The following is a 21,743-nucleotide window of genomic DNA, read 5'->3' on the forward strand; positions in this document are numbered from 1 at the left end:
GAGTTTTTTCGTTGTACGACAAAGTAGATTGCCCATATTGTGGCAGAAAAAACGATATGCGTGATGCTCTTACTGAAGGGCTGTCTGATGACAACACTACCGATTGGGAGTGCGAGCATTGCGGACAAGAGTTCACGGTTCATGTTGACTTTATTCCAACTTTCACTGCGTCTAAAATTATCATTGTAGAATGTGATCTCTGCAAATTTGAAACTAGCGACATTAAGAATAAGGATAATGTCTGGCCTTTCCCCGAAGCATTATTAAAACTGGGAAAGAACTTTTGCCATTCTTGTTGGCTTAAATACATGGGTAAGGAGATGGATACTAAATATGGAACTAACAGAGACTCAACGTAATCAAATGAAACATGCTCTTGGGTTGAATTATCATGAACATGAAACACGGAATTATTTCTTTACTCGTGCGAACAACGCAGACTGGAACGATCTTGTTGATAAAGGCTATGCCAATAAGCGTCCAGGTTGGGATGATGAAGATGCTTATTTCTCAGTGACTGATGAAGGGCGCAAAGCGCTCGGATTGCCTGAGAAAAGAACAGAGGATGCTCAATAAAAAGGAGTTTATATGAAAACATTACATCCTCACATATGATCCCCTTACGCTTGTAAGGATTGCTCTCGAAAGTCATGTGGAGAACAATATACAAGGGAAATTCTATAAGGCTAAGCAATTTGCCTGCTATGATTTTTTGAACAAAATGGATGACCAAACTTTGGAAGTCATATTGCTGAAATTTATGGAGAACGAAGGTTTAGAGGTCATCACATTAGAGAATTGGAAAAAAGATGCGCGCTTAATATTCGATGTAATTTTCCAAAGAGAAGATTATAAGAATTTAGAAATTAATTTTAAAAAAAGAGGATATGGTTCAACCGGTTTAGGTGTTTACGATAAGCAGGCCAATAAGTTTTATGACTGCACATGGACAAATCACTTTCCAACTATAATGACGATAGTTGAATCTGAATACCCTGATAAATTCCCTGCCTTGCGTGAATTTTACGCAATGCCAAGTATTGACCAACATGAGAATTATACAAGGGAAGAAATTGAACGATTTGTTATGGAAAACTTCGAACTCATCGGACAAACAAAACAACTAGATGATTATTTAAAGGATTGAGGCTGCCTACCTCTTTCCTCTGGGGGAGATATAAACCTTGTTTATACTAATAGAATTAGATCGGGATTGGACAGTAGGTCTTGACTGGTACAAGCACAGTAAAGGTGTACGATTAGGCTATTTCGCCATACACATCGTTTTTGTAAAGCATTCTGAATTTGTAAATAGATTAGCCAAGCACTATGCAGAGGAGCGATAACAGATGAGCCAAGAGGGGCAAGTGATTAAACATTTAGTTGAACAAATGAAGGCACTTAATGCAGATAATGCACACACGCAGCTTCAAAACATTGAACAGACTCAAGGACTGACTGTTGTTATATCTATTTATGACAATTTAAAGCCGGCACACGAAGTATTGGATGAATTATATGAATGGGCGGAAGAAAACAACGAAGAAGTAAAGGAACTCATTGAGCAACTGGAGCAAGATATGAGTTGGAACGCTGAGACGGATTGAGGCCATCAGTCTCTTTCCCTGGGAGGGGAGAACACATTGAAGAATTTTGACATATACGAGTATTTAGCTGACTTTGTTAGTGATGGGAAATCAAAAGACGGAGATGAAATTCTTATAAACATTGATGGTCGGAAGATATGTGTAGTTACTCCTCAATTTAAGGAAGAAGAAATCAGTTTCAAGATTGTAAAACGGTATTAGGGAGGGGAGAACAACAGATGATTAAAAATCAGCGAGTTGTAGTTGAGTACTTAACCAATACCGGACATGACTTTTTTAATAAAGAAACAAAGGAAAAACGAAAGTATGGTGGAAAGGTAGACTATGAGTAAACAAGAGCACCTTATATCAGCAGATAAGCTGAAGGAATGGTTTTTAAATAATGACAAAGCTGAACCTTTTATGGAATCTGAGTATTCTGGTGATGCATTCGTAGACCTTTGCGCAGCAATTGATTCAGGATTGCTCAATCCTGATCCAGTACCCACCATTAAGCCGGGAGATAAGGTGCGATACCACGGATGGCAATACAATCTATCTAATGTTGCAACAGTAGATCATTTGATAGAGAGAAATGGCACATATGCAACCATAATACATGACGAAGCACCTTATATTGTTCCACTTGAACATTTGGAGGTAGTAAAGGATGAATGAAGAAGTAGAAACAATCGGTGATTACCTTGAGCGAATGATTACAGAAGGTTACATTGACAAAGACTGTCGCCCGATAAAGTGTCACATCTGTGAAAGCACTGATATAGAAGGACGTAATTATATGTACGAAGATTTCGCGCTTATCATTGAATATGAAATGTTCTGCAAGCCTTGCAATGTATCAATTGGGCGATGGTCTTATGGAAACTGGGAGGCGTAAAAATTGAGTAAAGAGAAAAAACTCTTATATAGGGTATATGGTCAAAGCAATAACACTACAGCAAAGGTGTCAGTTGATAAAGAGATGACACTTGAAGAATGCAAAAGCGCTGCTGCTAATGAAGTCTTTAAAACCACATATCACCAATTAGACAAACTTGTTGCTCTGCCAATTGGAACTAAAGATGATTATGATCGAGGAATTATTCTTTTCTGTCCAAGGTGCGGGGGAACCTGTTGAGGATATGGGTGCTTCGGAAGCGAATTTTGATTGCTACCAATGTGATGCCAGTATTTATGTAGATATAAGTGTATCCCAGGAGGAGGAGTATGAATGACTTTCTCTTATTTTATAACAGCATAAGTCATAATTTTTCCTGGACGCTTGATATTTACCACTCAAGCATAGTGGGCTGGATTATAACCATTGGCTATAAACCTGCACATGAAATGCATGGCCAAAATGTAATTCATGTTCAGGATGATTGCGATATGCAGCTCTGCTTTGCGAAAGCGCAGATTGCGCTTAAAGAGTGGCTTTGTGAAAATAATGGCGGCTATTAAGGGCGGTGAATTATGAAAGACAAGGACGAAGTGTGCGAAGATCACGGCCGGCTTCGTTGTGATATATGCGCCTATGTTGAAGAATTAAGAGAGCGTGCTGAAAAAGCAGAGCGTAAAGAGGAGAAGCTTAAAGAGGCGATAGGGCATGCTATTTCTCAATACCCTCAGTTCGATTCTAGTGCTATTTATGGGATAATGATGCACGATTACTTGGTATCTATTATGGCCATTCTATATCCCGAAAATAAGGAGTGAATTATATAGTGGCATACAATAACGGCAACGGAGGAAAACGCTCCAGCTTTGATCCATCTAAATATGAGACTGTTAAACGAAGAAAAGAACGCTTACGTATTGATTATCCCAATTCCATCATTTATCCAATGCAAATATCTGGCGTTAACTATGCTAATCATTATGTAGTCTATATTTCCTTAATCTGGCTGGATAAGGAAAAGCGCATCCTTTCACCCGAAGCGGTTACTGCAGTAACAGAACTATGTAAGTCCGTTACTCCGGATAACGCAGCGATCGTTGCTTCAAGTATTGGTCTGCTCTTAGGTGCAGATTCTATCGGCTATTCTCTTTCTATCGCCGGTGGTCGCCAAGCGGATCAATATGCTTGGGTAGAAAACTGTGAAGAGTCGGCTAGTGGCCGTGCTTTAGATAATCTTGGCTATCACAGCGGCAGCGCAAGCCAAGAGGAAATGCAAAAAGTAATTGAGACAGAAAATATAGCAAAAAGACGCATTGATATTGAGAGTCAAATCACGTTTTATTTGCAACAAATGTACAATATGGATATCAATGTCCAGAATGTCTTTAACCAATGTGCGAGCGCAGTAGGCCACAGCTTTAATTATCTAACCGAATTGGACATTGATGAATTGCAAACTGTTCATAAAATCGTTAAGAGCGCCATGCCAGCGGCATAATTCGACACAATTCGTATATCCTATATCATATGAAATATTGACCTCAGCCTCATGCTTATTTATAATCATGACTGAGGAGGTGTACATATGGGTGCACAAGATTTAATGAGAGCGGCCGCGAACGCAAGTGGGCAGAGCCGGCTTCAGCCGCAAAAACCGAAAATGGGAACTGCAGCAGCTCAGCCACCAACACCTGAGCCAGAACAAGAAGAAAGCAATATTCGAGAGGATATTATTGAAACTGCCCAATCTCAGGTTGCAGCAACACGACAGACTGAACAGAGGGTAGTTCGTCCACGTCTTCCTAGGCAAGAGACAAGCACTGCCAAGCATCGGTTTGTTAAGCGTCCAGAGCTGCCTGACGATCTCTATCGTGAAGTTCCTTCAACCAGCAGTTATCAAATCTATAATAAAGATATTGATAAATTTATTAAAAATTTTTCATCGGAAAATTCTCAATATCGTGGTGGGGCTAAAATCACCCCTTCTATGCTGATAGAAGCTGTTCTAGATTTCACTTTTTACGATATGGATATCCGACCGGATGGCTATATTGATCTCGAAGAGCTACGTGAACATATGCGCAGCAAATTGAAGTAAAACATTGCATAATGTAAGACGTTACATTTTTCTGCCTGTAACGTCTTTTATTATGCTCAAAACATGCTATAATAGCTTATGTTACTGAATGGAGGCCCATACTATGGAGCTTATGAAAGCTTATTTATATAATCAATTCCCTTTTCAAACTACGGACATTTCTGCAAGAACGATTTCAAACCTGCTGACTTGCAATTGGTTTGAGGATGATCGAAAATCGGCAGCTTATACAATATTGCATCGAAGACTGTTAATCAGTTCACAGTGGTACAAGATTACATTACGCTTTAAAAAAGAAGGTCCTGAATTATTGTCATTAGATACGCCTGCCCCTTTTATGGTTGTTCTCAGTGAAGTGAAAGAGGCAGACAATAAAAATTCTCGTTTTGTAGATAAGCAGGTTTATCATTCTAAAACTGTTGGCACTGTATCAGGATACCTTGAGAAAGGTATACCTGCAGAGCTAATTGATGCAATGATTGAAGAGTTCAGGATCAGTGTGCAATACGGCATTCCTATGGTTGAAATCGCTTCTGCTAATAGTAAACTTTCAGAAATACCATTTTGAGGAGGAGATTGATTATGAGTTTTCCATCACAAATTAACGCTGCCTTGTCTGGACATACGGCAAGGCGTTTACATAGTTTTCTTGAGTTCCCTGAAGGCAAGTCAATTACTGCCCTTGATTTTAAAGCTTTTAATGGCAAGACATTAGATGAATTAACTTACTTTGCGAGTGAACGCTACCTATATGGCGCCGAAGCAAGTGAGTATATGGCGAAGGAAGCCAGTACTTTCTTTGAAAGAGTTGCCCTTTCTCATTACAAGAGAGAGATGAAGATAAGTAATGATGCTTTTTCGCTAGCAGTTGTTGATCCTTATATTCACCCGCAATTCATTGAAGATATCTTTATGTCCTATGATCCTTTTCAAATCCCTGACTTTGAGGCTGAGATACGGCAGCAACAACAATCGCTTCAATCTACTGCAGATAATTATCTCGATCTGAATCAGCTTGAAATGACGGAGGAAGAAGTTGAAAAGCGCAAAGTAGATATGGAAGAGCGGATTCAGAAAGCAATCGAAGATAGAAACATTGCATATCGTAAGGCATTACGTGAACAAGAGAAACGTACTTCTGCCTTGCGTGATGATAAGCTCCTTTTAACGAATGCTGCTCGTTATTTAAAGCCTGGCGGCATTCTTATCATGCTTACTCCGAAGGAATTTATTGATGCACATATTTCATTTAAGTTGGCCAACGCCTTTGAAGATATTCAAATTTTCCGCCTGGATGATAGCGAATATGAGAAGCACAGAAAGTGCGTTATTATCGCTAAGAAACGCCTAAGAACAGAGAAGCAAGATACGCTCCCTTACGAGATCATGCAGACGAAATACAAGCCTTACAAGGATATTCCGGTTATCTCTGTACAAGAGAAACCTCTATATAAAGTTCCTGAAGGAAAGAAAGAAGATGTAGTCAGCTTCCGGATCGGACCGATTACACCAGAAGAAGTTCAACAAGTCATGAGAAAGTCTATGCTCGTCGAAAACTATGCTGTTCAGCATGGAATAACCCTGGATAATATCACACCAAAACCACCCACGCAGCTGCATAAAGGACATGTATCATTAACCCTTGCAAGTGGACTGCTAAACGGATATATCGGCACTGGTGCGGATCGCCACTTGGTTAAAGGATCGGTTGTCAAAAAGAATAGTGAGTTTACTGAAGAGGAAGAAACGGATCGCGGAACTGAGATTAAGACCGTAGATCGTGAATACTTCCATATCGGAATCAAATATTTAGATCGGCACGGTGATTTTCACAAATTATTATAGGAGGTTGTGTCATGGCCACAAGAGTATCGGACAAACTCTTTGAACTCGTCCTGCATAATAAAGGTCGTGGACCTAGAATCAGTACTTTTATTGATTTGATCGTCCTCGAAAGAATAGGTAGAAGCGCCAATAATATGTATTTGGTTAATACCATGAATGCAGGACCGAAACAAACACTTTTAGCTTATGAGATGAATGAGCATAAAAGCGGAACGATCTCTCCATTAGGTGAAGGGGTAAGCCGGGATGAAATCATGAACGTCTTTGTTCCAGAGAAAGACTTTTATGACTCATCGGAGCAAAAGATTGATGATATCGTTAACACTCTTTATGTAGCAAAAGCTGCCAAGAATGATATCAAGAAGAAGGAAATGCGCATTTTAGAAAACAAGCAACGCGTTGAATCAGGCATACAGCCACTAGGGCCACATCCTGAACTTATCTTAGCTTGGGATGGCGATATCTTCTCAGAAGTGTATCGAGTACTGAATGATCGATATAATACGCCAATGCTTCCTGAATGGAAGGAAGAGATCGTGCAGGCTTGTTATGATCATGGTCTCCTGACTAACCTTGAAGTAAAGAGCTATGGTAAGGATTATGATCTTGAAGCTGCTTTGCTTCGAATCACTGAAGAGAACCTGGAAGCCATTATTTCAGAAGGTATTCGGTCTTATTCCATGCCATTCGCTATTCTGGACGATGGTCCAACTGAAGAAGAATCTGTACTCAAGAACTGCACGACGTTGGATGTGTATCTCGAGAACTTTGCAGGAGAGCTTGGCCAGCGGATTCAGGAAAACTCTGTATTGCGCTTTGATCCTACAAAGGAAGAGCATCATCGTTCTTTATATCATGCGAATCTTCATGCAAACACCAAAGGTGTTACCGGATTGTTCCCGCCACAAGCAGATGTCGTTATGGGCTGTGCTAATACGATCAAAGACGATGAGGATGACTACGTATTTGTCGTCGGTGAGATGGGATCTGGTAAATCACCAATGGGCGCCCTAATTCCTTATGTTACTCATGCTATTCGATCAGGCATGGAGAAACCTAAGCCTTATCGTGCACTCGTATTTGTGCCAGCAATAATGGTCGAAAAATGGAAGCGGGAGATAGAGGAGCGTATTCCTGATGTGAAAGTATATCAAATCAATAACTGGCGGGATGTACATCGCTTAAGAAATATGCCGTATCGCCCGACAGAGATCGAATACTATGTCATGAGTTCTGATGCAGCAAAGCAGACATATCCGATTGAACCGGTTATGGATTTCCGCAAAGGATATGTCAAAAATCATGACTATGAAGAAGTCATTGCACAAAAGAGAGCGGGTAAGAAAATCCGCATTCGTATGACCAAAGAAAATTCCTTTAGAAATGGTGCAGCGATAACACGAACTGCTATTGGCCCTGAAGCTATGTATTGTCCTCAATGCGGACAGCCGATTAAGAAGACGAAAGAGAAGTACTCTGATGAGCATTACTTCCAGCTTCGCCGCGGTAAAGACAAATGGGCTTGGAATCAAAACCGTGAAAACTACCGCTGTCGCAATAAAGTCTCAAAAGATGCTCTTCCTAAGCATCAGCGTCTTAAGGGCGATTCTCCTGATCAAGAGTGCGGCTTTATTTTTTGGAGTGCTAAGAAGCTCCCTGCTCGCTCTCTCGAGAGAAAGGTATCTCCTGCATGGTATCTGAATAAACATCTTCGTCGTGGATTCTTTGAATACTTGATCGCAGATGAGGTTCATGAATACAAGAGTGGAGACTCGGATCGTGCGAATGCCTTCGGTCAGTTGATCAATCATACAAATAAGCAGATTTTGCTGACAGGTACACTTCTCGGTGGTATGGCAAGAGATATCTTCTATCTTCTGGCTAGACTGGACGCGAAGAAGCTGAAATTGGAAGGTATTACGTATGATGATGAAAGCCGCTTCGTTGAGAACTATGGCGTATACGAACGTTCTATGACAGAGTTCACCGATGATCGTAAGGGCAAGAAGAGAAAGAAGCAGTTGCCTGGCGTTTCGCCACTTGTATTCCCGCGCTTCTTAATGAGTAACTGTGCCTTTATCGAGCTGGGTGACCTAGGCTATGCACTGCCGCCGTATCGTGAGATTCCAATGTTCATCGAGATGGAAGACGAGCATCGCAGAATGTATGACGAGTTGGAAGAAAACATCATGGATGCGATGGGGCAAGGCGGGATGAAGCATCTTTCCTCGTATATCACAAAGCTCTATCAGTATGCAGATATGCCATTCAAACACGAGCCGATCACATATCTTGATGAGCATGACAAGGTTAAGGAGCTATGTCAGCCGTATAATTTCCCTGAAGATTACACTCCAAGTAAATATTATGCGCTCCAGAGCCTTCTGGAGGAGCAGATCGAGGAACGCGGCCGTAAAGTACTTGTCTATGGACGTTTTACTGGCGGAGATAATGGAGTCGATACGTGGCTGTATGAGCGGCTTAAACAGGATGGCTATAATGTTGGTATCCTACGTTCATCTGGAACCTATGATGGAATGAAGATGCCGAAGCAAGAGGATCGGGAAACCTGGCTGCGTAAGAATATGGAACGCTATGATTGGGATGTTCTTGTAACCAACTCTCGTCTGGTCGCTGTTGGTCTTGATCTGCTTATGTTCCCTCATATTCATTTCTATCAAATGGATTACAGTGCTTATAACTATATGCAGGCTTCACGCCGATCTTGGCGGATTAAACAGACTGAGGAAGTTGAAGTTAGTACGTCGGTCTATCGCAATACAATCCAGGCAGATGTGCTAGAAAGCATTGCGAAGAAGATTGATGCGGCAATGGCTCTGCAAGGCAAGTTCTCTGAAGAGGGTCTTCGTGCAATGGCAGACTCTGGCGATGGCATCAATGCACTGGCTAAGAAGCTTATGAGTGAAGGAAGACTGGATAATATCAATTCCATTGAAGATCGATGGAAGCGAATCAATGCTTCCTATGAGCAGCTGCAGAACAGCTCCTATGAGGGTTATGACTCTTATGAAATGAATCCACTTGGTATTGATAAAGTGCGTGAGATTCAGAAAGGCCTTGTTAATAAGATGCGTATTGATGTGGCTTCCGGCAAGATTACTCAGAACGATCTAAACAGTTATATGGATCATATCGAAGAAATCTTCCGTGTCGTTGAGGATGTGCGTGAGTATAACAAAGGGCTTCGTAAGAACGATAGAATCGTGGAAGGACAAGGCGCTTTTGCCTTCTTTTAATCTATGGACCTAATGCAACATTATCTTGAAAAGAAATACTTGATCGGTGAAGCATGGATGTGCCGCCTTCGATGTTATGAATGCGGCAGGTCCTACCATTACTTTGAGTATATTAAAAAATATTGCTGTTTTTCATGCTATTCAAAATATGCTGCTGTATAGCTAGCAAGCAAAAGGAGAGATATTCTATGTCGGCTGTAAAGATTCCAGAGGGAGCAATACGCTGCTCCGTTTACGAAGCATTTCGTGCAATGCGAGAAGAAGGAAAAACGATAGTCGCTGTATTGCAAGATGAAGACAATATTAACTACGCTGCTCACTGTTTCTATCCGTGGGAGATCGACAATGAACGAGGATACAGGTGCTCATTTTCTGAATTATCTGAGTACATTGAAAAAGGTAAATGGCATGTGCTTCAGGAGAAGAGCGCAGCTCCAGACGAGCGCATCTATGATCAAGATTATATTAACGTTTATCTTGTCGGAGGCATTGTGGATGGTGTTTCGAAATTTGATACAGAGAAGGAGGCTATGGAAGACATTCGTGAGCGATATTCTCAAGATCCTTTTGATCCTGACGAAGATGATGCCACAGTATGGAAGCGAGAGCCCGATGGCTCCTATGAGGTCATCCATAATGAAGACGCGGTGGAGATAGCATAAATATGGAAGCCGTTTTAGTAAAGAAATGTTTTCACTGCGATGATGAGATCTCCAGCAATAAACATAAAAACTTTTGCTCGGATTCTTGCAAATATTTGTATGCTGGCAATGAAGATGGGGAGGAGAGAGAGTGCTGATGCAGATCAAGGCAAAAAGATGGATCAGAGAGAGATTTAAACCTTGGATAAACAAGAATAAGGGGTCTGTGGAAATATGGTTTACAGCCAACAATAAAGCACACGCCCTTGCATTTGAGTGTGCCAAGCCTATATTTTGGTTTCCGAGGATAGATAGGAGGCCAAGACTCATCCGATTCGGCTTTCTACTGTTTTCAATAATATATTACAAAAGAACAATCGAATAAGGGGGAATCTTGGATGGCAAAAGCCAAGAAGCGCCAGGACCTGTATCAAATGGATCGTTTTCTTCCGGAGCAGCTCATAAAAGTGCAGTCTAGCATTCAAAGCTATGCTTCAGCGGTAAACGGTCTTCCAATGAATCATTCGGAGGTATTTGAGAAGAGGGGGTGGCTTTTGCCATTCCTATTCTCCTTCGATGATTTGCTTTGGGGTAGATGGAACTACTGGCATGAGATATTGCAGAAGAAAACGATCGAAGGCAGTGGGCCAATTCCTCAGATTGAATGGAAAGACCGAGGCAGAGAAGGTGTCGAAGAGACTCAAAAGATGCTGCGCACTTGTCTCGATCATCACGAATCAACGATTGATCACTTTGCAGATTGGCTGATGTGGGGTCTAGCGGCTTCACCGGAAGACCAAAAGCTCAATATATCACCAGAGCTGAATGAGCATTACTATAGAAAGTTTGATATTTTTTTAGTTCAAAATTATCCGACCGATTACTTGTCTCAGACGCTCTCAGAAGAAACTGGAAAAGGTTATAAGTCTGGATTGGGCTACTTCCCTACACCATTTAATATAACTTGCATGATGACCAAAATGACCATGGGTGGAGATCCCGAAGAGGAAAAGCGCCAGACTGTATACGATGGCTGTGTAGGCTGCGGAGCTACCATACTTCCAGCATCTAATCATACTCTTCGAATGTTCGCCCAAGATATCAGCCAGATTGCTGTTAAGCTCTGCAAGATTCAAATGTATTGGTATGCTCCATGGTATGCTTTCCATCCACAATGGCTTAAGGGCTTTGAGCAAAGCAAAACAATTTCTCTTGTTCCTGCATCACCTGGTAAGAAGATTCTCGAAGGACAACTTGCATTTGATTTAGACTGGGCAACCACGCCCGTATAAAAAACTAACTTATTGGAGGAATTTTATTATGCATAACCCTGAATTGGTAGTCCAAAAACTAGAAAAACAATCGGTGATTTCTCAAGATCAACTACAAAATCTAATTGATACATTTCCATATAACCAAAACGAAGGCTTTGTTCCATTTGCTGCTGCGTCTGATGACTTCTCTCTGTTTGGTTTTATGCGTAGTGAAATTGCAATGAGCGAGCGCGTTAACGAAGGCATGCTTTCAGCTTTTCAAGAAATGGTTCTACAAGAGGGAGCGAAACTTCCCGCAGGAGCCATTAAGCATATTTCTCCATTTGGCATTCTAACAAACATCATTGGGTGACGGCCGTCTTACGACGGCGAGGGCTTTTTGGAAATGAGGTGCTTTATGGATAAGAATTACTATTTCCGTTTTATATATAAATCAAAGAATTATAGATGGGGGATCTACCTTCACACTCTTTCATATTGGAAGATAAAAAGAAAAGAGATAGATCCGATTCCTCTATTTCGATTGAATGTTGTTCGTCCTTATAAATATTCGGACGACTCCAATCAGTTTATCGCTATTGGCACCTATATATTTCCCTTTGTTATTCGTAAACTCAAAATGAAAAAATAGTGGAGGCGTAGAAATGACTATGACACTTGAACATGATATTGATTTAGATAAGAAGGTTGACCTGCAGCTGGCTGATGATGCGAATAAGGTAAGAAAGATAACAATTAAGACTGCTGAGCTATTAAAAGCAGTGAGACGAGCTGTATCCATTGTTAACCATAATCATTCAACTCTTGTATTGCAAAATATATTCTTTGCTACTACAGATAACGGAATTATTTTACGAGCTGTAAACGACAGCTTTTCTGTAGAAACAACAATCGATCCGGCACATTGCGTGATTGAAGATGATCCGAGATCTGTTTTGTTTCCAGCTAAGCGTCTTTTAGATATTGTCAGTAAAATGAGCGGAAAGAATACGACGATCTTTATTCGGGATAATTTCATTCGAATCAAGTCAGGTCGAGCTAATATGGATATTGGAGTCCAGGATGCAGACGAGTTCCCAAAACTGCCTCAGATCAAGAAAGGAAACACTTTCGAAATCGCTGCTGATGCATTGCTTGATATGTACACTCGTACAGTATTTGCAACCTCTAAGCTTGAAAGCATGCCTGTTTTGCAGGGCGTACTACATGACATTGAAGATCAAAGATTCCGCTGTATTGCAACGGATCGTCATCGTTTTGCGCAGGTCTATCATCCGACAACTATTGAGTGTGAGCCAATGCGTGTCAGCGTTCCTGCAATAACAATCAATGAAGTTATGAAGCATCTGAAAGAAAAGAAGGCTGATACGATCAAGGTTACAGTCAAAGACACTCGTGTAGTATACGATATGAACGATACTGTCCTTTACTCCCAGGTATTAGAAGGCACATATCCGGATACAAATCGAATCATCCCTACTGGAGCTAAGGCTACTGTGACAGTTCCTAATTCAGAGTTCCTAGGCGCAGTGAAGCGGGCAGCTATCTTTTTGGATGATTCTAATTCTTCTAAAATAACAATCATGATTGATGGCGAAAAGAACCAGATGCGCATTCAATCACTGGATAGTGATGAAGGCACAATGTTAGAAGATATGGTAACACTAAAAGGAGAGGGCGGGTTTGCTTCATCCACGATGAATGGTCGTTATCTGCTTGAGTCCCTAAGCAGGATTGGTGGCACTGCTCATGTTGAGATTAAGATGACATCAACAATGCCTTTTCTCTTAAGAGAAGCTAATGCTCTTGAAGGTAATGTAAATGTCGTTGTGCCTGTTAAGCATAGACTTGATAGCTCGAAATCTATCGAAAACTTTACGTCAAATTATAACGAAGAAGAAGCTGATCCTTTTGCTGGTCGTGCAGAGGAATACGCTGAGCAGCAAGCTTCTGAGGCTACTGAAAGCCAAGAAGGAGCAGCTTAATCAATTTATCTTAAAATAACGCTTGATTTTAGCTTGTAACGTGTTATAATTCAAAATGTAATGCGTTACAAGCTCATGCTAATAGGGGGCTAATAACGATGACAGCAATGACAGTTGAAGATATGTATGCAATGAAACCAGTAGGCAGTGTGATTCCTTTCTTTAATTTCACCGGATATAAATCAGGTGATTCTGTGCAGGTGGCTGACGGCGCTTATGACTACGACAACAAGGTGTATGTCGTAGAAGGAAGCCGAATACAGCATATCTGGCATAATGAAGAGAATCAAATGGCATTTGAATTTGAAGGGATTTGAAGTACATGAACTTCGACGTTCAGCGTTCAATATTTGCAACAAATGCATTCGCTTCAGAATTTCCGGAACAGCATACTCAGCTCTGGAAAGAGTTTGAAGAAAAGGTTCCACAGGTAAATCGGATTGGCTATTATGGCGCAGATAATGTGGCTTATATAGGCTGGCTCCGTAGCACGAAGAATGCACTCTTTAATTCATTTTTGCAATCCAATATTGCAACAAAGCATTTTGATGCATGATATAAGAATGTGGTGGCGGAAGAGAGACGCTTAGGTCTAAGGCAGATACGACTCGGTGAGCCCCGGCGCAATTCTCAGAGAGGCGGACTAGAAACCGCGCTGTAGAAACGTAGAGCCGGATTAGGGCCGTGGGAACCTGTAAGGGGAAGTCAGTTAGGCTGCTACCCGTGATGATGAAATGCTGCTATGCAAGGGAGAATGGCCCTTGCCCACATTCTTGCTCTCATTCAGCGCACAAGAGTACTGTCCCCCCGGTCTTGAGGACAGCGGCTTGCAACTGAAACCGGTAAAGGAGCCGACCTTGTGCGTTGAATGAGGGTCTTTTATTCACCCTTTTTTTCCCCTCATCTAAGAACTATAAAGGGTAGGTTATCTGATTTAGCCGTAGGAAGTCTGGAGTTATTCGTTAGTAGGTTTGTAGGCGCTGCAGAGCCGATCACTGAGGACGGTAGCCTGGATGGACTATTCAAAAATCAGACGACAGTATGCAAAAACTGACGTTACACAACAGCCAGGACCGAACCTGCAAAAAAGGCGATGAAGAGAGGCAAAAGATGGGCCCTCCGCGACAACCTAGGGGTGTGATGAGGGTTGTCATGATCATACTGGATGTGAGTCTGCCATGATAGCTTAATTGGGAAAGCGCATGACTGAGAATCATGAGATGCGGTTCAATTCCGATGTGGTGGCATTCTAGTATGATTCACTTATGTAGGCGCACTGATGATCTTGTCCGGTTCCGCAAGCCACGCTGATGCGGGTAGACTGGTCTTGTATCGAATCTGAGAGAGTAAATAGTGGATTAGAAACGGGCGGCTTAAATGACCGGCAACGCGTGGCTTGCCGGCATCATAAGCTGGAGTGTTTCGGCTCCGTTTGCATCCCTTGCTTTGCGACAGCAGTTAGTCACACGAAACGCAGAACCCTTAGTGACTTTCAGTGCGCTACATAGATTTGTCCGGAATAGCTTAACGGTAGAGCGCTCGTATAAACCCATACGAGAGATCAGAGGTTCGATTCCCGTTTCCGGCTTCTGCATTTAGCATACAAGTAAAGACCGTAGATCAGCCAGAGACCTCTGTATTATTTACTTGAAAAGGTGCGTTGTGTACGAAACTTTTCAAGTAAACAATATAGGCAAGTAGCGAAAGCTATTATAAGTCCAATTGTTTTCTGGTGCATGGATGCTTAAATGGGATCAGGTGCAACAAGTGCCAATGGCAGGGTAGAAGACTCGAATCGGTTGCTTTAAGTTTCCGTTTATCGGATCGGATGGATGCTTGAACAGTAATGTTCTTGATCGTGAAAAACACCTTTCATCCTATATGCTTAAAGACCTGCAGCTTGTATGTTAAATGGAGAAAGTTTGTGGGGCGGATTAAGTCTCAATGGATTGGACGAGGGCGAAGCTTACTATTAATTTCAGGTAGGATCTTCAGGCATCGAGCAGTTGGGTGTCTGAAGACTATCTTTAAATCCTATATGCCGAAAGGCCAAGGCTTAATGACCCTAACGAAAACTTTCCGAGACTCACAGGTGATCTGCAGTCGGGTAAGCGGTAAAGACCGGCGTACATAATATAAAGGAGGCTTCCTATGAATATCCCTGAAATTAGGCTCCGTAATGGAAAATTAGCTACATATAAATCATCCAGGCAAACGCGGATTCCTGATATGGGTATTAACGAATTAACGGAAGTCCATAGTTTTCGTATCCCTTGCCCAGTATGTGATTACAATGAAGATAATATTGCCGTTTCACAAGACGGCATTGTCTTTCTAAATAGCCAGATTGTCTGCCGGTTCTGTGGAGTATTTTTCCGTCCGGTAATAGATCCTGCATTCATAAAAGAGCAGCGGCTTGTCCGCTCGACTATATCCCAAAATGAAGCCGCCAAATAAGCCGGCTTTTTATTATGTTGAAGGAGATGAATTAATGGATCTTTTTGATTTTGCCGATCAGCAGGAAGAAAAAGAGGAAGTTTACTTACCAGTAGAAGGAGATCGTGTTTTTATCCCCTCTATTGAGCAGAATGGAGTAGTAGATTATATAGATCAAAAGACTCTCTTTGTTGATGAATATTTTCCGAATCAAGTAATATTAGATGTTCCTTATGATTACTCAGCACTAATTCGCACTAATTTGAGAGATATTAAAAAAGAATAACTTGCCATTTTTGCAAAAAAGTTTTATTCTAACTGTTGAGAATTGTCGAGGGGAGAATAGAAATGATTAATAATATTGATGCCAGTGACTTAGACTCTCTCATAAGTCAGCTAAAAAACACTTTTTCATTTGGTGACTGGGATAAGATTATACTTTTAGCTGAAAAACTTATAGAGAAAACTAATGTTATTAATAATATAACGAAGATGACTGGTGTTAATTTTAATCAAGCAGAGAGAAGCCTGGTTTATTATTATGGCTTCGCATATATGGCTATTGGATCAGCTTACGAACATAAGTGTGATTTCTCTAGGGCCAGAGAATGGGCTCTTAAATATAGGGACTGGTCTTCTGTTTCATCGCCAACTTCTGAGGATATCAGATGGATGAATCATTGGACTAAATTGTCTGAAATTAATGTGATTGTTGTCGATCTCCTTATGGGAAAAAATGAAGCTCTTGATCAAATTGCTGATTATATATTGGAGCATCCTGAAGATGCCCTAGCCGGATTAATCACAATGCTCGATGCTGCAAACAAAAATGATATAAATATTGATCATGTCCTTGCTCGTATTCCAGATGATTTCTGGCAGAACGATAAAAGCACAGGTGTTGTCAACATGTCTTATCAGTATAGATTTTTTCGCCAACTATCCCTTTACAAACAAAAATGTAATGAGTTACATTTTTGTTTAGAAAATCTCTTGCGCGCTTTATCATTAGCTGATAAAATGAAAAACGTAGATGACTTTAAGGAATGTATTCAAGTTTTTGAATCTCTTAAAGATCACGCCGACAAGCGTCAAGAGAAAAAATATAACCGGATAGTAAAGGGAGCGATTAGGCATGAAAAAGTTGTTTCTATCAGCATTGCTAACATTAGGGATTCTTAGCGTAACAGCAGGCGCTGTGAGCGCATCGGACGTAACTAAGCCTGTGGTTGTATCTAACCAAGAGGATGCAGTTATTACTACTATGACCTTTGGTTGGGGTTCTTAATTCAAACCACATATTCTATATAAAAAGAGCTGATCGTTTATTGTTCGGCTCTTTTTTATTTCATATTGGAATGCATTACATATAAGGAGGTTTTGTAGTTGAGTGATAAGAGATACATCCTATTTACAAGAGAAGGTAGTAGTGAGGTTCGTGCAGACGATACCCAGAAGCGTTATTTCGATCCGCCAGGAAGAGATCATATTATTTTTGGATTTGATAATCAGAAAGCTATGGCTAGAAAGGCTAATGAACTCCTACGAGATGGTTGCACATTGCTTACCCGCGGAGGAAGAGAGCAGCTGAGGATTTTTAAATCCTATATATAACCAATTCATTTGATATGCCTTCCTTATCATGATAAAATATCCCTAGTATTGGAGTGTATGCCTAGCGCTTCAAACTTGTCATCACAATACGCCATATTGTTTTTGACAATTGATGTTTATGGATGTCTCAGATCGGTTGAGTCAACAGTTTCGCTATAGGCTGTTCGACATACGAGCTGAGGATCATGATTTGACATCAGCATATAACCCATCTTTTATGATGGGTTTTTGCTTTGTAAGGAGGGAATATCAAAATGGTTCCAAAATCACCTTTTATTTTGGAAATGTGTCAAGACATAGCCCGACACATGCGGGCAAAAGGTGTTTGGCCAGATTGCTCAGCTGAAGATATACACAAATCTGCTGATGTTTATGAGCAGATCCCTTCGTGGTGGTACGATGCCCTTGCCTACTTTAATGAAAGGGATTATTATTACACTTTAGATGATGTCCAGAGCCCACAGGAAGGCCAATACGTTTCTGTACGAAAGCCAGGATACATAGATGGATATCAGTATAGAAATGGCAAATGGGTAGAAACTGGAGGCTTTAGCACTTATTCATAATAAGAGAGGAATTTGCAAATGTATTTCTATAGTGAATCTCATGAAACTAATTACAAAGAAATGCTCAAGAGGTATCCTACAGCATTAAAGGATGCGGAATATAAATTAGGCTGCTATATCGTAGCTCATCCTGAAATTTATCTTGCCGCATCTGAGCAAGATTGGCCAGATATTTTCGATGATTGGACTGAGAAGTCATTCTCAAGAGGAGGACGACTGCTCATTGATCTCGGCATGCACCTCTTCGGGGGCGGACATACTGAGCTTAATCTAACAGATGCCATTAACACATGGGATGATAAGAATTACAAAGTGTTTTTACAAGCAGTTGATATTCGAAGAAATGGTTAAGTCGCCTAATATGGCGGCTTTTCTTTTTCCCATATTTTACGTGTTACTATGAAAATATTAGTAACATTAGTTCAAAATACCTGCTATAATGAAAAGCGGAAAATTAAGAGGAGGAAGAAAGATGGAAGACTTTAGTGCTATTTTATTGTTTGTTTCACTCATTGCTATGGTCGCATTTTTAGTTTTATCAGTGGTTTCTAAGATTAAGAAAGATGGCAAAGCTAAGCGGAAGCTAATGTATGCGGGTGGATCTTTCGTCGTAATGATCGCATCTTTTATTATGTTTGGTAGCGTGACTTCTGGCACGACTACAACCGCTGATCCTGCTCCTGCTGTTGAGCAACCAAAGGCTGAAACAGTAAAGCTTTCACCTGAAGAAGAAGCGGCCATAAAGGAAGAAGCAGAGGCAGCTGCGAAGGCTAAAGCAGAGGAAGAGGCTAAAGCGAAAGCTGAAGCTGAGGAAAAGGCAAAGGCTGAAGCAGAAGCTAAAGCAAAGGAAGAAGCTGAAGCAAAGGCTAAAGCAGAAGCGGAAGCTAAGGCTGCAGCTGAGGCGGCGGCTCAAGCAGAGGCTGATAAGAAAGCAAATGCTCAAACAATTGAATATCCGCATCTTTCAAAGAATCCTGACCGTTACGCAGGGGAGTATGTTACATACACCGGCGAAATTGTTCAAATATTAGAGAGCGGCGAGTTTACTAATATCAGACTTGCTGTAACTCAGGATGAATGGGGATATAACTACAACGACCTCATCTTCATTGAATACGAGGGATTAACTGACTTTGTTGATGGTGATGTTGTAACGGTCTATGGTGAGATCTACGGGGCTTATTCGTACACATCACAGGCAGGTTGGGAGATCACCCTGCCTGGTCTAGTAGCTGACACTGTAGAATAAAATGATAAAGAAACTCCCTCCAAGGAAGCCGTCCGATCGGGCGGCTTTTTTATATTTATATTGCACTAAAATATGGTATAATTAAAAATGCATCAAAATACTGACAGGTATTATCATGGTGAGGGCCGCCTTTGTGCGGCTTTTCCCATGTATATCATCATATGGGGGATTCCTATGTCAAATAAGGTATATAATGACTCATTGTATAACGAGGATGTGAAATTAAAGTTCCTAGAGTTAATGAAAAAGAATGGTTGTTCTGAAAATACATTAGTTACATATAAGCGAGTTTTTCTACGCGCATCTGGATTAGAAAAAAGATTTAAGACGGATCTGTATGATTTTACATTCGAATATATAGAAAAACTCTTAATCAAGATGAATCATACAACATTAAACTCCGCAATAAGCAGCATTAGCATCATAAGAAGTTACATTGATTGGGCGATACAGAACAAGTACAGAAAGGTGCCTTTAAGCCCACTGGACGTATTCACTACGAAGGAATTGGCCCAGCGATACAAGAACAAACGAGTAAGAGTATATTTTACACATGCTGAAGTGCAAAAGTTTGCAGATAGCGCTGTGAATGCGCAGGATAAGGCTCTCATTTGGGCAATGTTTCATGGTATATGTGGAAATGGGATGGCAGAACTAAGGAATCTTACGTTGTATGATATTGATCAGCATAACTATAAATTGACTCTTAAGGACGATGATTCAGAGAGAGTTATTGAACTCATCTCAGATGAACAAAAAAAATTGATCGACCACCTTCTTAAAGCCCATGAGCAAACTCATTATCTAAAGGGAAACGGAAAGTCTGTTGCTAAAAACCCTATCGGTTTCTTAGCAAAAAATAACCATGTATTTAGGCCTATGATTCGTGGAGACAGTTCTACTGCTTCTTATCATGTTTTAAGAAATAGACTTGTAGATATATCAAAAATCAACGAAGAGCCGCAACTAACTTCCCCTATTTCGTTAAGATATAGTGGGATGCTTTATATGGCTTATTGTGAATATCAAAAGCATGGGGCGTTGAGTCTTGAGTCCATAAAGAGAATTTCAGATTTCTATGCTATCAGTAAAGTAACTGATTCCAAATATGACAACTTCTTTATTCGAAGAGAATTTTTAACCGAAGAAACGATCATAAAGGAATATCTCTCTGGAGACGAAGGAGAAGAAGACTATGGAGTTGATGCAAAGATATTTTGATAATCTTTATCCCAAGGTTCAGGTTATATCAAATCGATTCAAGTGTACCCTAGATTATCACACGATAAAAAGATGGCTAAATGCTAATGTTCCAAGACAGTTTACTCATAAGTATGGGGGCTATACTTATACCACAACAGGTCTTGGCAAAGAGATTGTTGCTAAGGTTGTATGTGAAGGAAAGATTAACGGCGATGCAGTTTACTGTGCTATCGTTTTTCATAATTCGATTCGCATATATCTAAAGCAGGGGTTAAATTATTTGTGATTGGATTATTCTCTTAATTCAACACGGCCATCATTATATATGTTCATTCGCAGTAGCCGGCCATCACGAACTCTGTAATTGTACACGCAGTATTCATAGTTGAGACCGGATCGACCAAAATATATAAGCTCACCATATTTTTCATAATACTTTACAGCTTCGTCCAGTGAGTCAAATTGTGGCAACGGCTTATTCATACAAACCACCTCGATACAAGTATAACATATGTAATATAATGCAATTCTTGAATTACAGCAGGAGGAAGATAATAAATGAGCATGCAGAAAAAGTTAGAGGCAGCAAGACTAGAAGGATATAAGGCAGGGTTTGAAGCTGGTCTTAAAGACAGTGCTTCGCAGAAGGAAATTCAGACATCTTTTCTGAATGGTATCAAAGTGGGGGCAGATGCTGCAAATGAAGCATGGTCCTCAGCCGTTCAAAATGCCCCAGGCGTAGGTCCAAAAACCATGAAAAAGATATACGATCAAGCCGAGAAGGAGCATAAAGAACGAAAAGTGGAGCGTGAAATGCTTGCAAAGTCTTCCGTAGCCAAAGGTGCATAGGTTGCTTTGCAATGACATAAAGTTGCCTACTCGGCTAGAGAATTGACATAAAGTTACCCACCAGACTGGAGAGTGACATAAAGTTACCTACCAGAAGCTGCCTAGGCCGCCGGTAAACTAGCTCAAGTTTACTCGGCGGTTTTTTTGGTAATACTATCTTCATAATAGTTCTTGGAGGAAACACACTTGAAGGAAGATGCTAAGATCGTATTCAGTATTATTGCATTAGGTTTTTTCATCAT

At 40.7% G+C, this 21,743-nt stretch carries 33 protein-coding genes, 1 tRNA gene and 1 pseudogene; 34 read left to right on the plus strand and 1 reads right to left on the minus strand.

All coding sequences use genetic code 11. From position 1 onward, the window contains the following. The first annotated feature begins 11 nt into the window (after nt 1–11). The 33 genes and pseudogenes from PUW25_RS25855 (at nt 12) to PUW25_RS26015 (ending at nt 20,938) form a co-directional block, all read left to right on the plus strand. Nucleotides 12–359: an eL43 family ribosomal protein gene (locus PUW25_RS25855; RefSeq protein ID WP_274338785.1), complete on the plus strand. Its 348-nt coding sequence runs from the start codon at nt 12–14 to the stop codon at nt 357–359. Further along, nucleotides 334–576 (plus strand): hypothetical protein, encoded by a 243-nt coding sequence (locus PUW25_RS25860; protein ID WP_274338786.1) that lies wholly within the window; start codon nt 334–336, stop codon nt 574–576. Before PUW25_RS25855 ends, PUW25_RS25860 begins: the two co-directional genes overlap by 26 nt. Before the next feature lie 160 nt (nt 577–736). Next, on the plus strand, nt 737–1,147 hold the full coding sequence (locus PUW25_RS25865; protein WP_274338787.1) for a hypothetical protein: 411 nt from the start codon (nt 737–739) through the stop codon (nt 1,145–1,147). A 37-nt stretch (nt 1,148–1,184) separates the two neighbouring features. Next, nucleotides 1,185–1,346, plus strand: coding sequence for a hypothetical protein (locus tag PUW25_RS25870; protein ID WP_193746082.1), 162 nt, complete (start codon nt 1,185–1,187; stop codon nt 1,344–1,346). A 3-nt stretch (nt 1,347–1,349) separates the two neighbouring features. Continuing rightward, a complete protein-coding gene (locus PUW25_RS25875) occupies nt 1,350–1,607 on the plus strand; it encodes a hypothetical protein (protein ID WP_047912993.1) in 258 nt (85 codons plus the stop codon). A gap of 324 nt (nt 1,608–1,931) precedes the next feature. Further along, nucleotides 1,932–2,264: a hypothetical protein gene (locus tag PUW25_RS25880; protein WP_047912992.1), complete on the plus strand. Its 333-nt coding sequence runs from the start codon at nt 1,932–1,934 to the stop codon at nt 2,262–2,264. Beyond that, a complete protein-coding gene (locus PUW25_RS25885; RefSeq protein WP_274338788.1) occupies nt 2,257–2,484 on the plus strand; it encodes a hypothetical protein in 228 nt (75 codons plus the stop codon). The genes PUW25_RS25880 and PUW25_RS25885 overlap by 8 nt, the downstream gene beginning before the upstream one ends. A 3-nt stretch (nt 2,485–2,487) precedes the next feature. Beyond that, complete coding sequence (locus tag PUW25_RS25890; protein WP_274338789.1) at nt 2,488–2,724, plus strand: hypothetical protein; 237 nt, start codon at nt 2,488–2,490, stop codon at nt 2,722–2,724. 89 nt (nt 2,725–2,813) lie between these two features. Continuing rightward, nucleotides 2,814–3,047 (plus strand): hypothetical protein, encoded by a 234-nt coding sequence (locus tag PUW25_RS25895; protein WP_047912989.1) that lies wholly within the window; start codon nt 2,814–2,816, stop codon nt 3,045–3,047. Between the two features lie 12 nt (nt 3,048–3,059). Then, nucleotides 3,060–3,302: a hypothetical protein gene (locus PUW25_RS25900; RefSeq protein ID WP_047912988.1), complete on the plus strand. Its 243-nt coding sequence runs from the start codon at nt 3,060–3,062 to the stop codon at nt 3,300–3,302. Nucleotides 3,303–3,310: 8 nt separating this feature from the next. After that, entirely contained in the window at nt 3,311–3,982 is a 672-nt protein-coding gene (locus tag PUW25_RS25905) for a hypothetical protein (RefSeq protein WP_047912987.1), read from the plus strand. An 87-nt stretch (nt 3,983–4,069) separates the two neighbouring features. Then, the gene (locus PUW25_RS25910) at nt 4,070–4,582 is read left to right on the plus strand and encodes a hypothetical protein (protein WP_052512156.1); all 513 of its coding nucleotides are present in this window, start codon (nt 4,070–4,072) and stop codon (nt 4,580–4,582) included. A gap of 103 nt (nt 4,583–4,685) precedes the next feature. Next, complete coding sequence (locus PUW25_RS25915) at nt 4,686–5,150, plus strand: hypothetical protein (protein WP_047912986.1); 465 nt, start codon at nt 4,686–4,688, stop codon at nt 5,148–5,150. 14 nt (nt 5,151–5,164) lie between these two features. Further along, nucleotides 5,165–6,427, plus strand: a complete 1,263-nt coding sequence (locus PUW25_RS25920; RefSeq protein ID WP_047912985.1) for a DUF6094 domain-containing protein — start codon at nt 5,165–5,167, stop codon at nt 6,425–6,427. Nucleotides 6,428–6,438: 11 nt separating this feature from the next. After that, on the plus strand, nt 6,439–9,684 hold the full coding sequence (locus tag PUW25_RS25925; RefSeq protein WP_274338790.1) for a DEAD/DEAH box helicase: 3,246 nt from the start codon (nt 6,439–6,441) through the stop codon (nt 9,682–9,684). A 188-nt stretch (nt 9,685–9,872) separates the two neighbouring features. Further along, nucleotides 9,873–10,346, plus strand: coding sequence for a hypothetical protein (locus PUW25_RS25930; RefSeq protein ID WP_274338634.1), 474 nt, complete (start codon nt 9,873–9,875; stop codon nt 10,344–10,346). A 130-nt stretch (nt 10,347–10,476) separates the two neighbouring features. Continuing rightward, a complete protein-coding gene (locus PUW25_RS25935; RefSeq protein ID WP_274338635.1) occupies nt 10,477–10,710 on the plus strand; it encodes a hypothetical protein in 234 nt (77 codons plus the stop codon). Nucleotides 10,711–10,723: 13 nt separating this feature from the next. After that, nucleotides 10,724–11,617, plus strand: a complete 894-nt coding sequence (locus PUW25_RS25940; RefSeq protein ID WP_274338636.1) for a DNA methyltransferase family protein — start codon at nt 10,724–10,726, stop codon at nt 11,615–11,617. Between the two features lie 28 nt (nt 11,618–11,645). Beyond that, nucleotides 11,646–11,951 carry a hypothetical protein gene (locus PUW25_RS25945; RefSeq protein ID WP_274338637.1) on the plus strand — a complete coding sequence of 102 codons (306 nt, stop codon included), beginning with the start codon at nt 11,646–11,648 and terminating at the stop codon, nt 11,949–11,951. A gap of 292 nt (nt 11,952–12,243) precedes the next feature. After that, the gene (dnaN, locus tag PUW25_RS25950; protein ID WP_274338638.1) at nt 12,244–13,584 is read left to right on the plus strand and encodes a DNA polymerase III subunit beta; all 1,341 of its coding nucleotides are present in this window, start codon (nt 12,244–12,246) and stop codon (nt 13,582–13,584) included. A gap of 98 nt (nt 13,585–13,682) precedes the next feature. Further along, nucleotides 13,683–13,901 carry a hypothetical protein gene (locus PUW25_RS25955; RefSeq protein ID WP_274338639.1) on the plus strand — a complete coding sequence of 73 codons (219 nt, stop codon included), beginning with the start codon at nt 13,683–13,685 and terminating at the stop codon, nt 13,899–13,901. A gap of 5 nt (nt 13,902–13,906) precedes the next feature. Next, nucleotides 13,907–14,140 (plus strand): hypothetical protein, encoded by a 234-nt coding sequence (locus PUW25_RS25960; protein ID WP_274338640.1) that lies wholly within the window; start codon nt 13,907–13,909, stop codon nt 14,138–14,140. A gap of 619 nt (nt 14,141–14,759) precedes the next feature. Beyond that, nucleotides 14,760–14,831 (plus strand) — tRNA-Leu (locus PUW25_RS25965). Nucleotides 14,832–15,098: 267 nt separating this feature from the next. Beyond that, a pseudogene (locus PUW25_RS25970) lies at nt 15,099–15,172 on the plus strand. A 563-nt stretch (nt 15,173–15,735) separates the two neighbouring features. Beyond that, nucleotides 15,736–16,041 (plus strand): hypothetical protein, encoded by a 306-nt coding sequence (locus PUW25_RS25975; RefSeq protein ID WP_274338641.1) that lies wholly within the window; start codon nt 15,736–15,738, stop codon nt 16,039–16,041. A gap of 34 nt (nt 16,042–16,075) precedes the next feature. Further along, nucleotides 16,076–16,306: a hypothetical protein gene (locus PUW25_RS25980; protein ID WP_274338642.1), complete on the plus strand. Its 231-nt coding sequence runs from the start codon at nt 16,076–16,078 to the stop codon at nt 16,304–16,306. A gap of 62 nt (nt 16,307–16,368) precedes the next feature. Next, complete coding sequence (locus tag PUW25_RS25985; protein WP_274338643.1) at nt 16,369–17,202, plus strand: hypothetical protein; 834 nt, start codon at nt 16,369–16,371, stop codon at nt 17,200–17,202. A 204-nt stretch (nt 17,203–17,406) separates the two neighbouring features. Next, nucleotides 17,407–17,634, plus strand: a complete 228-nt coding sequence (locus PUW25_RS25990) for a hypothetical protein (protein WP_274338644.1) — start codon at nt 17,407–17,409, stop codon at nt 17,632–17,634. Between the two features lie 254 nt (nt 17,635–17,888). Then, a complete protein-coding gene (locus tag PUW25_RS25995; protein WP_274338645.1) occupies nt 17,889–18,200 on the plus strand; it encodes a hypothetical protein in 312 nt (103 codons plus the stop codon). A gap of 18 nt (nt 18,201–18,218) precedes the next feature. Beyond that, complete coding sequence (locus tag PUW25_RS26000; protein ID WP_274338646.1) at nt 18,219–18,551, plus strand: hypothetical protein; 333 nt, start codon at nt 18,219–18,221, stop codon at nt 18,549–18,551. A gap of 121 nt (nt 18,552–18,672) precedes the next feature. Beyond that, nucleotides 18,673–19,449: a hypothetical protein gene (locus tag PUW25_RS26005; RefSeq protein ID WP_274338647.1), complete on the plus strand. Its 777-nt coding sequence runs from the start codon at nt 18,673–18,675 to the stop codon at nt 19,447–19,449. Between the two features lie 174 nt (nt 19,450–19,623). After that, complete coding sequence (locus PUW25_RS26010; RefSeq protein WP_274338648.1) at nt 19,624–20,670, plus strand: phage lytic cycle repressor MrpR family protein; 1,047 nt, start codon at nt 19,624–19,626, stop codon at nt 20,668–20,670. Next, complete coding sequence (locus PUW25_RS26015; RefSeq protein ID WP_274338649.1) at nt 20,645–20,938, plus strand: hypothetical protein; 294 nt, start codon at nt 20,645–20,647, stop codon at nt 20,936–20,938. The genes PUW25_RS26010 and PUW25_RS26015 overlap by 26 nt, the downstream gene beginning before the upstream one ends. A 5-nt stretch (nt 20,939–20,943) precedes the next feature. Here PUW25_RS26015 and PUW25_RS26020 read toward each other — a convergent pair whose 3' ends face one another. Continuing rightward, a complete protein-coding gene (locus tag PUW25_RS26020) occupies nt 20,944–21,135 on the minus strand; it encodes a hypothetical protein (protein WP_274338650.1) in 192 nt (63 codons plus the stop codon). Nucleotides 21,136–21,210: 75 nt separating this feature from the next. On the opposite strand from PUW25_RS26020, the gene PUW25_RS26025 reads away from it, so the two are divergent. Beyond that, a complete protein-coding gene (locus PUW25_RS26025) occupies nt 21,211–21,501 on the plus strand; it encodes a hypothetical protein (RefSeq protein WP_274338651.1) in 291 nt (96 codons plus the stop codon). Nucleotides 21,502–21,743 lie beyond the last annotated feature (242 nt).

This window comes from Paenibacillus urinalis (genome assembly GCF_028747985.1).
Taxonomy (GTDB): Bacteria; Bacillota; Bacilli; order Paenibacillales; family Paenibacillaceae; genus Paenibacillus; species Paenibacillus urinalis.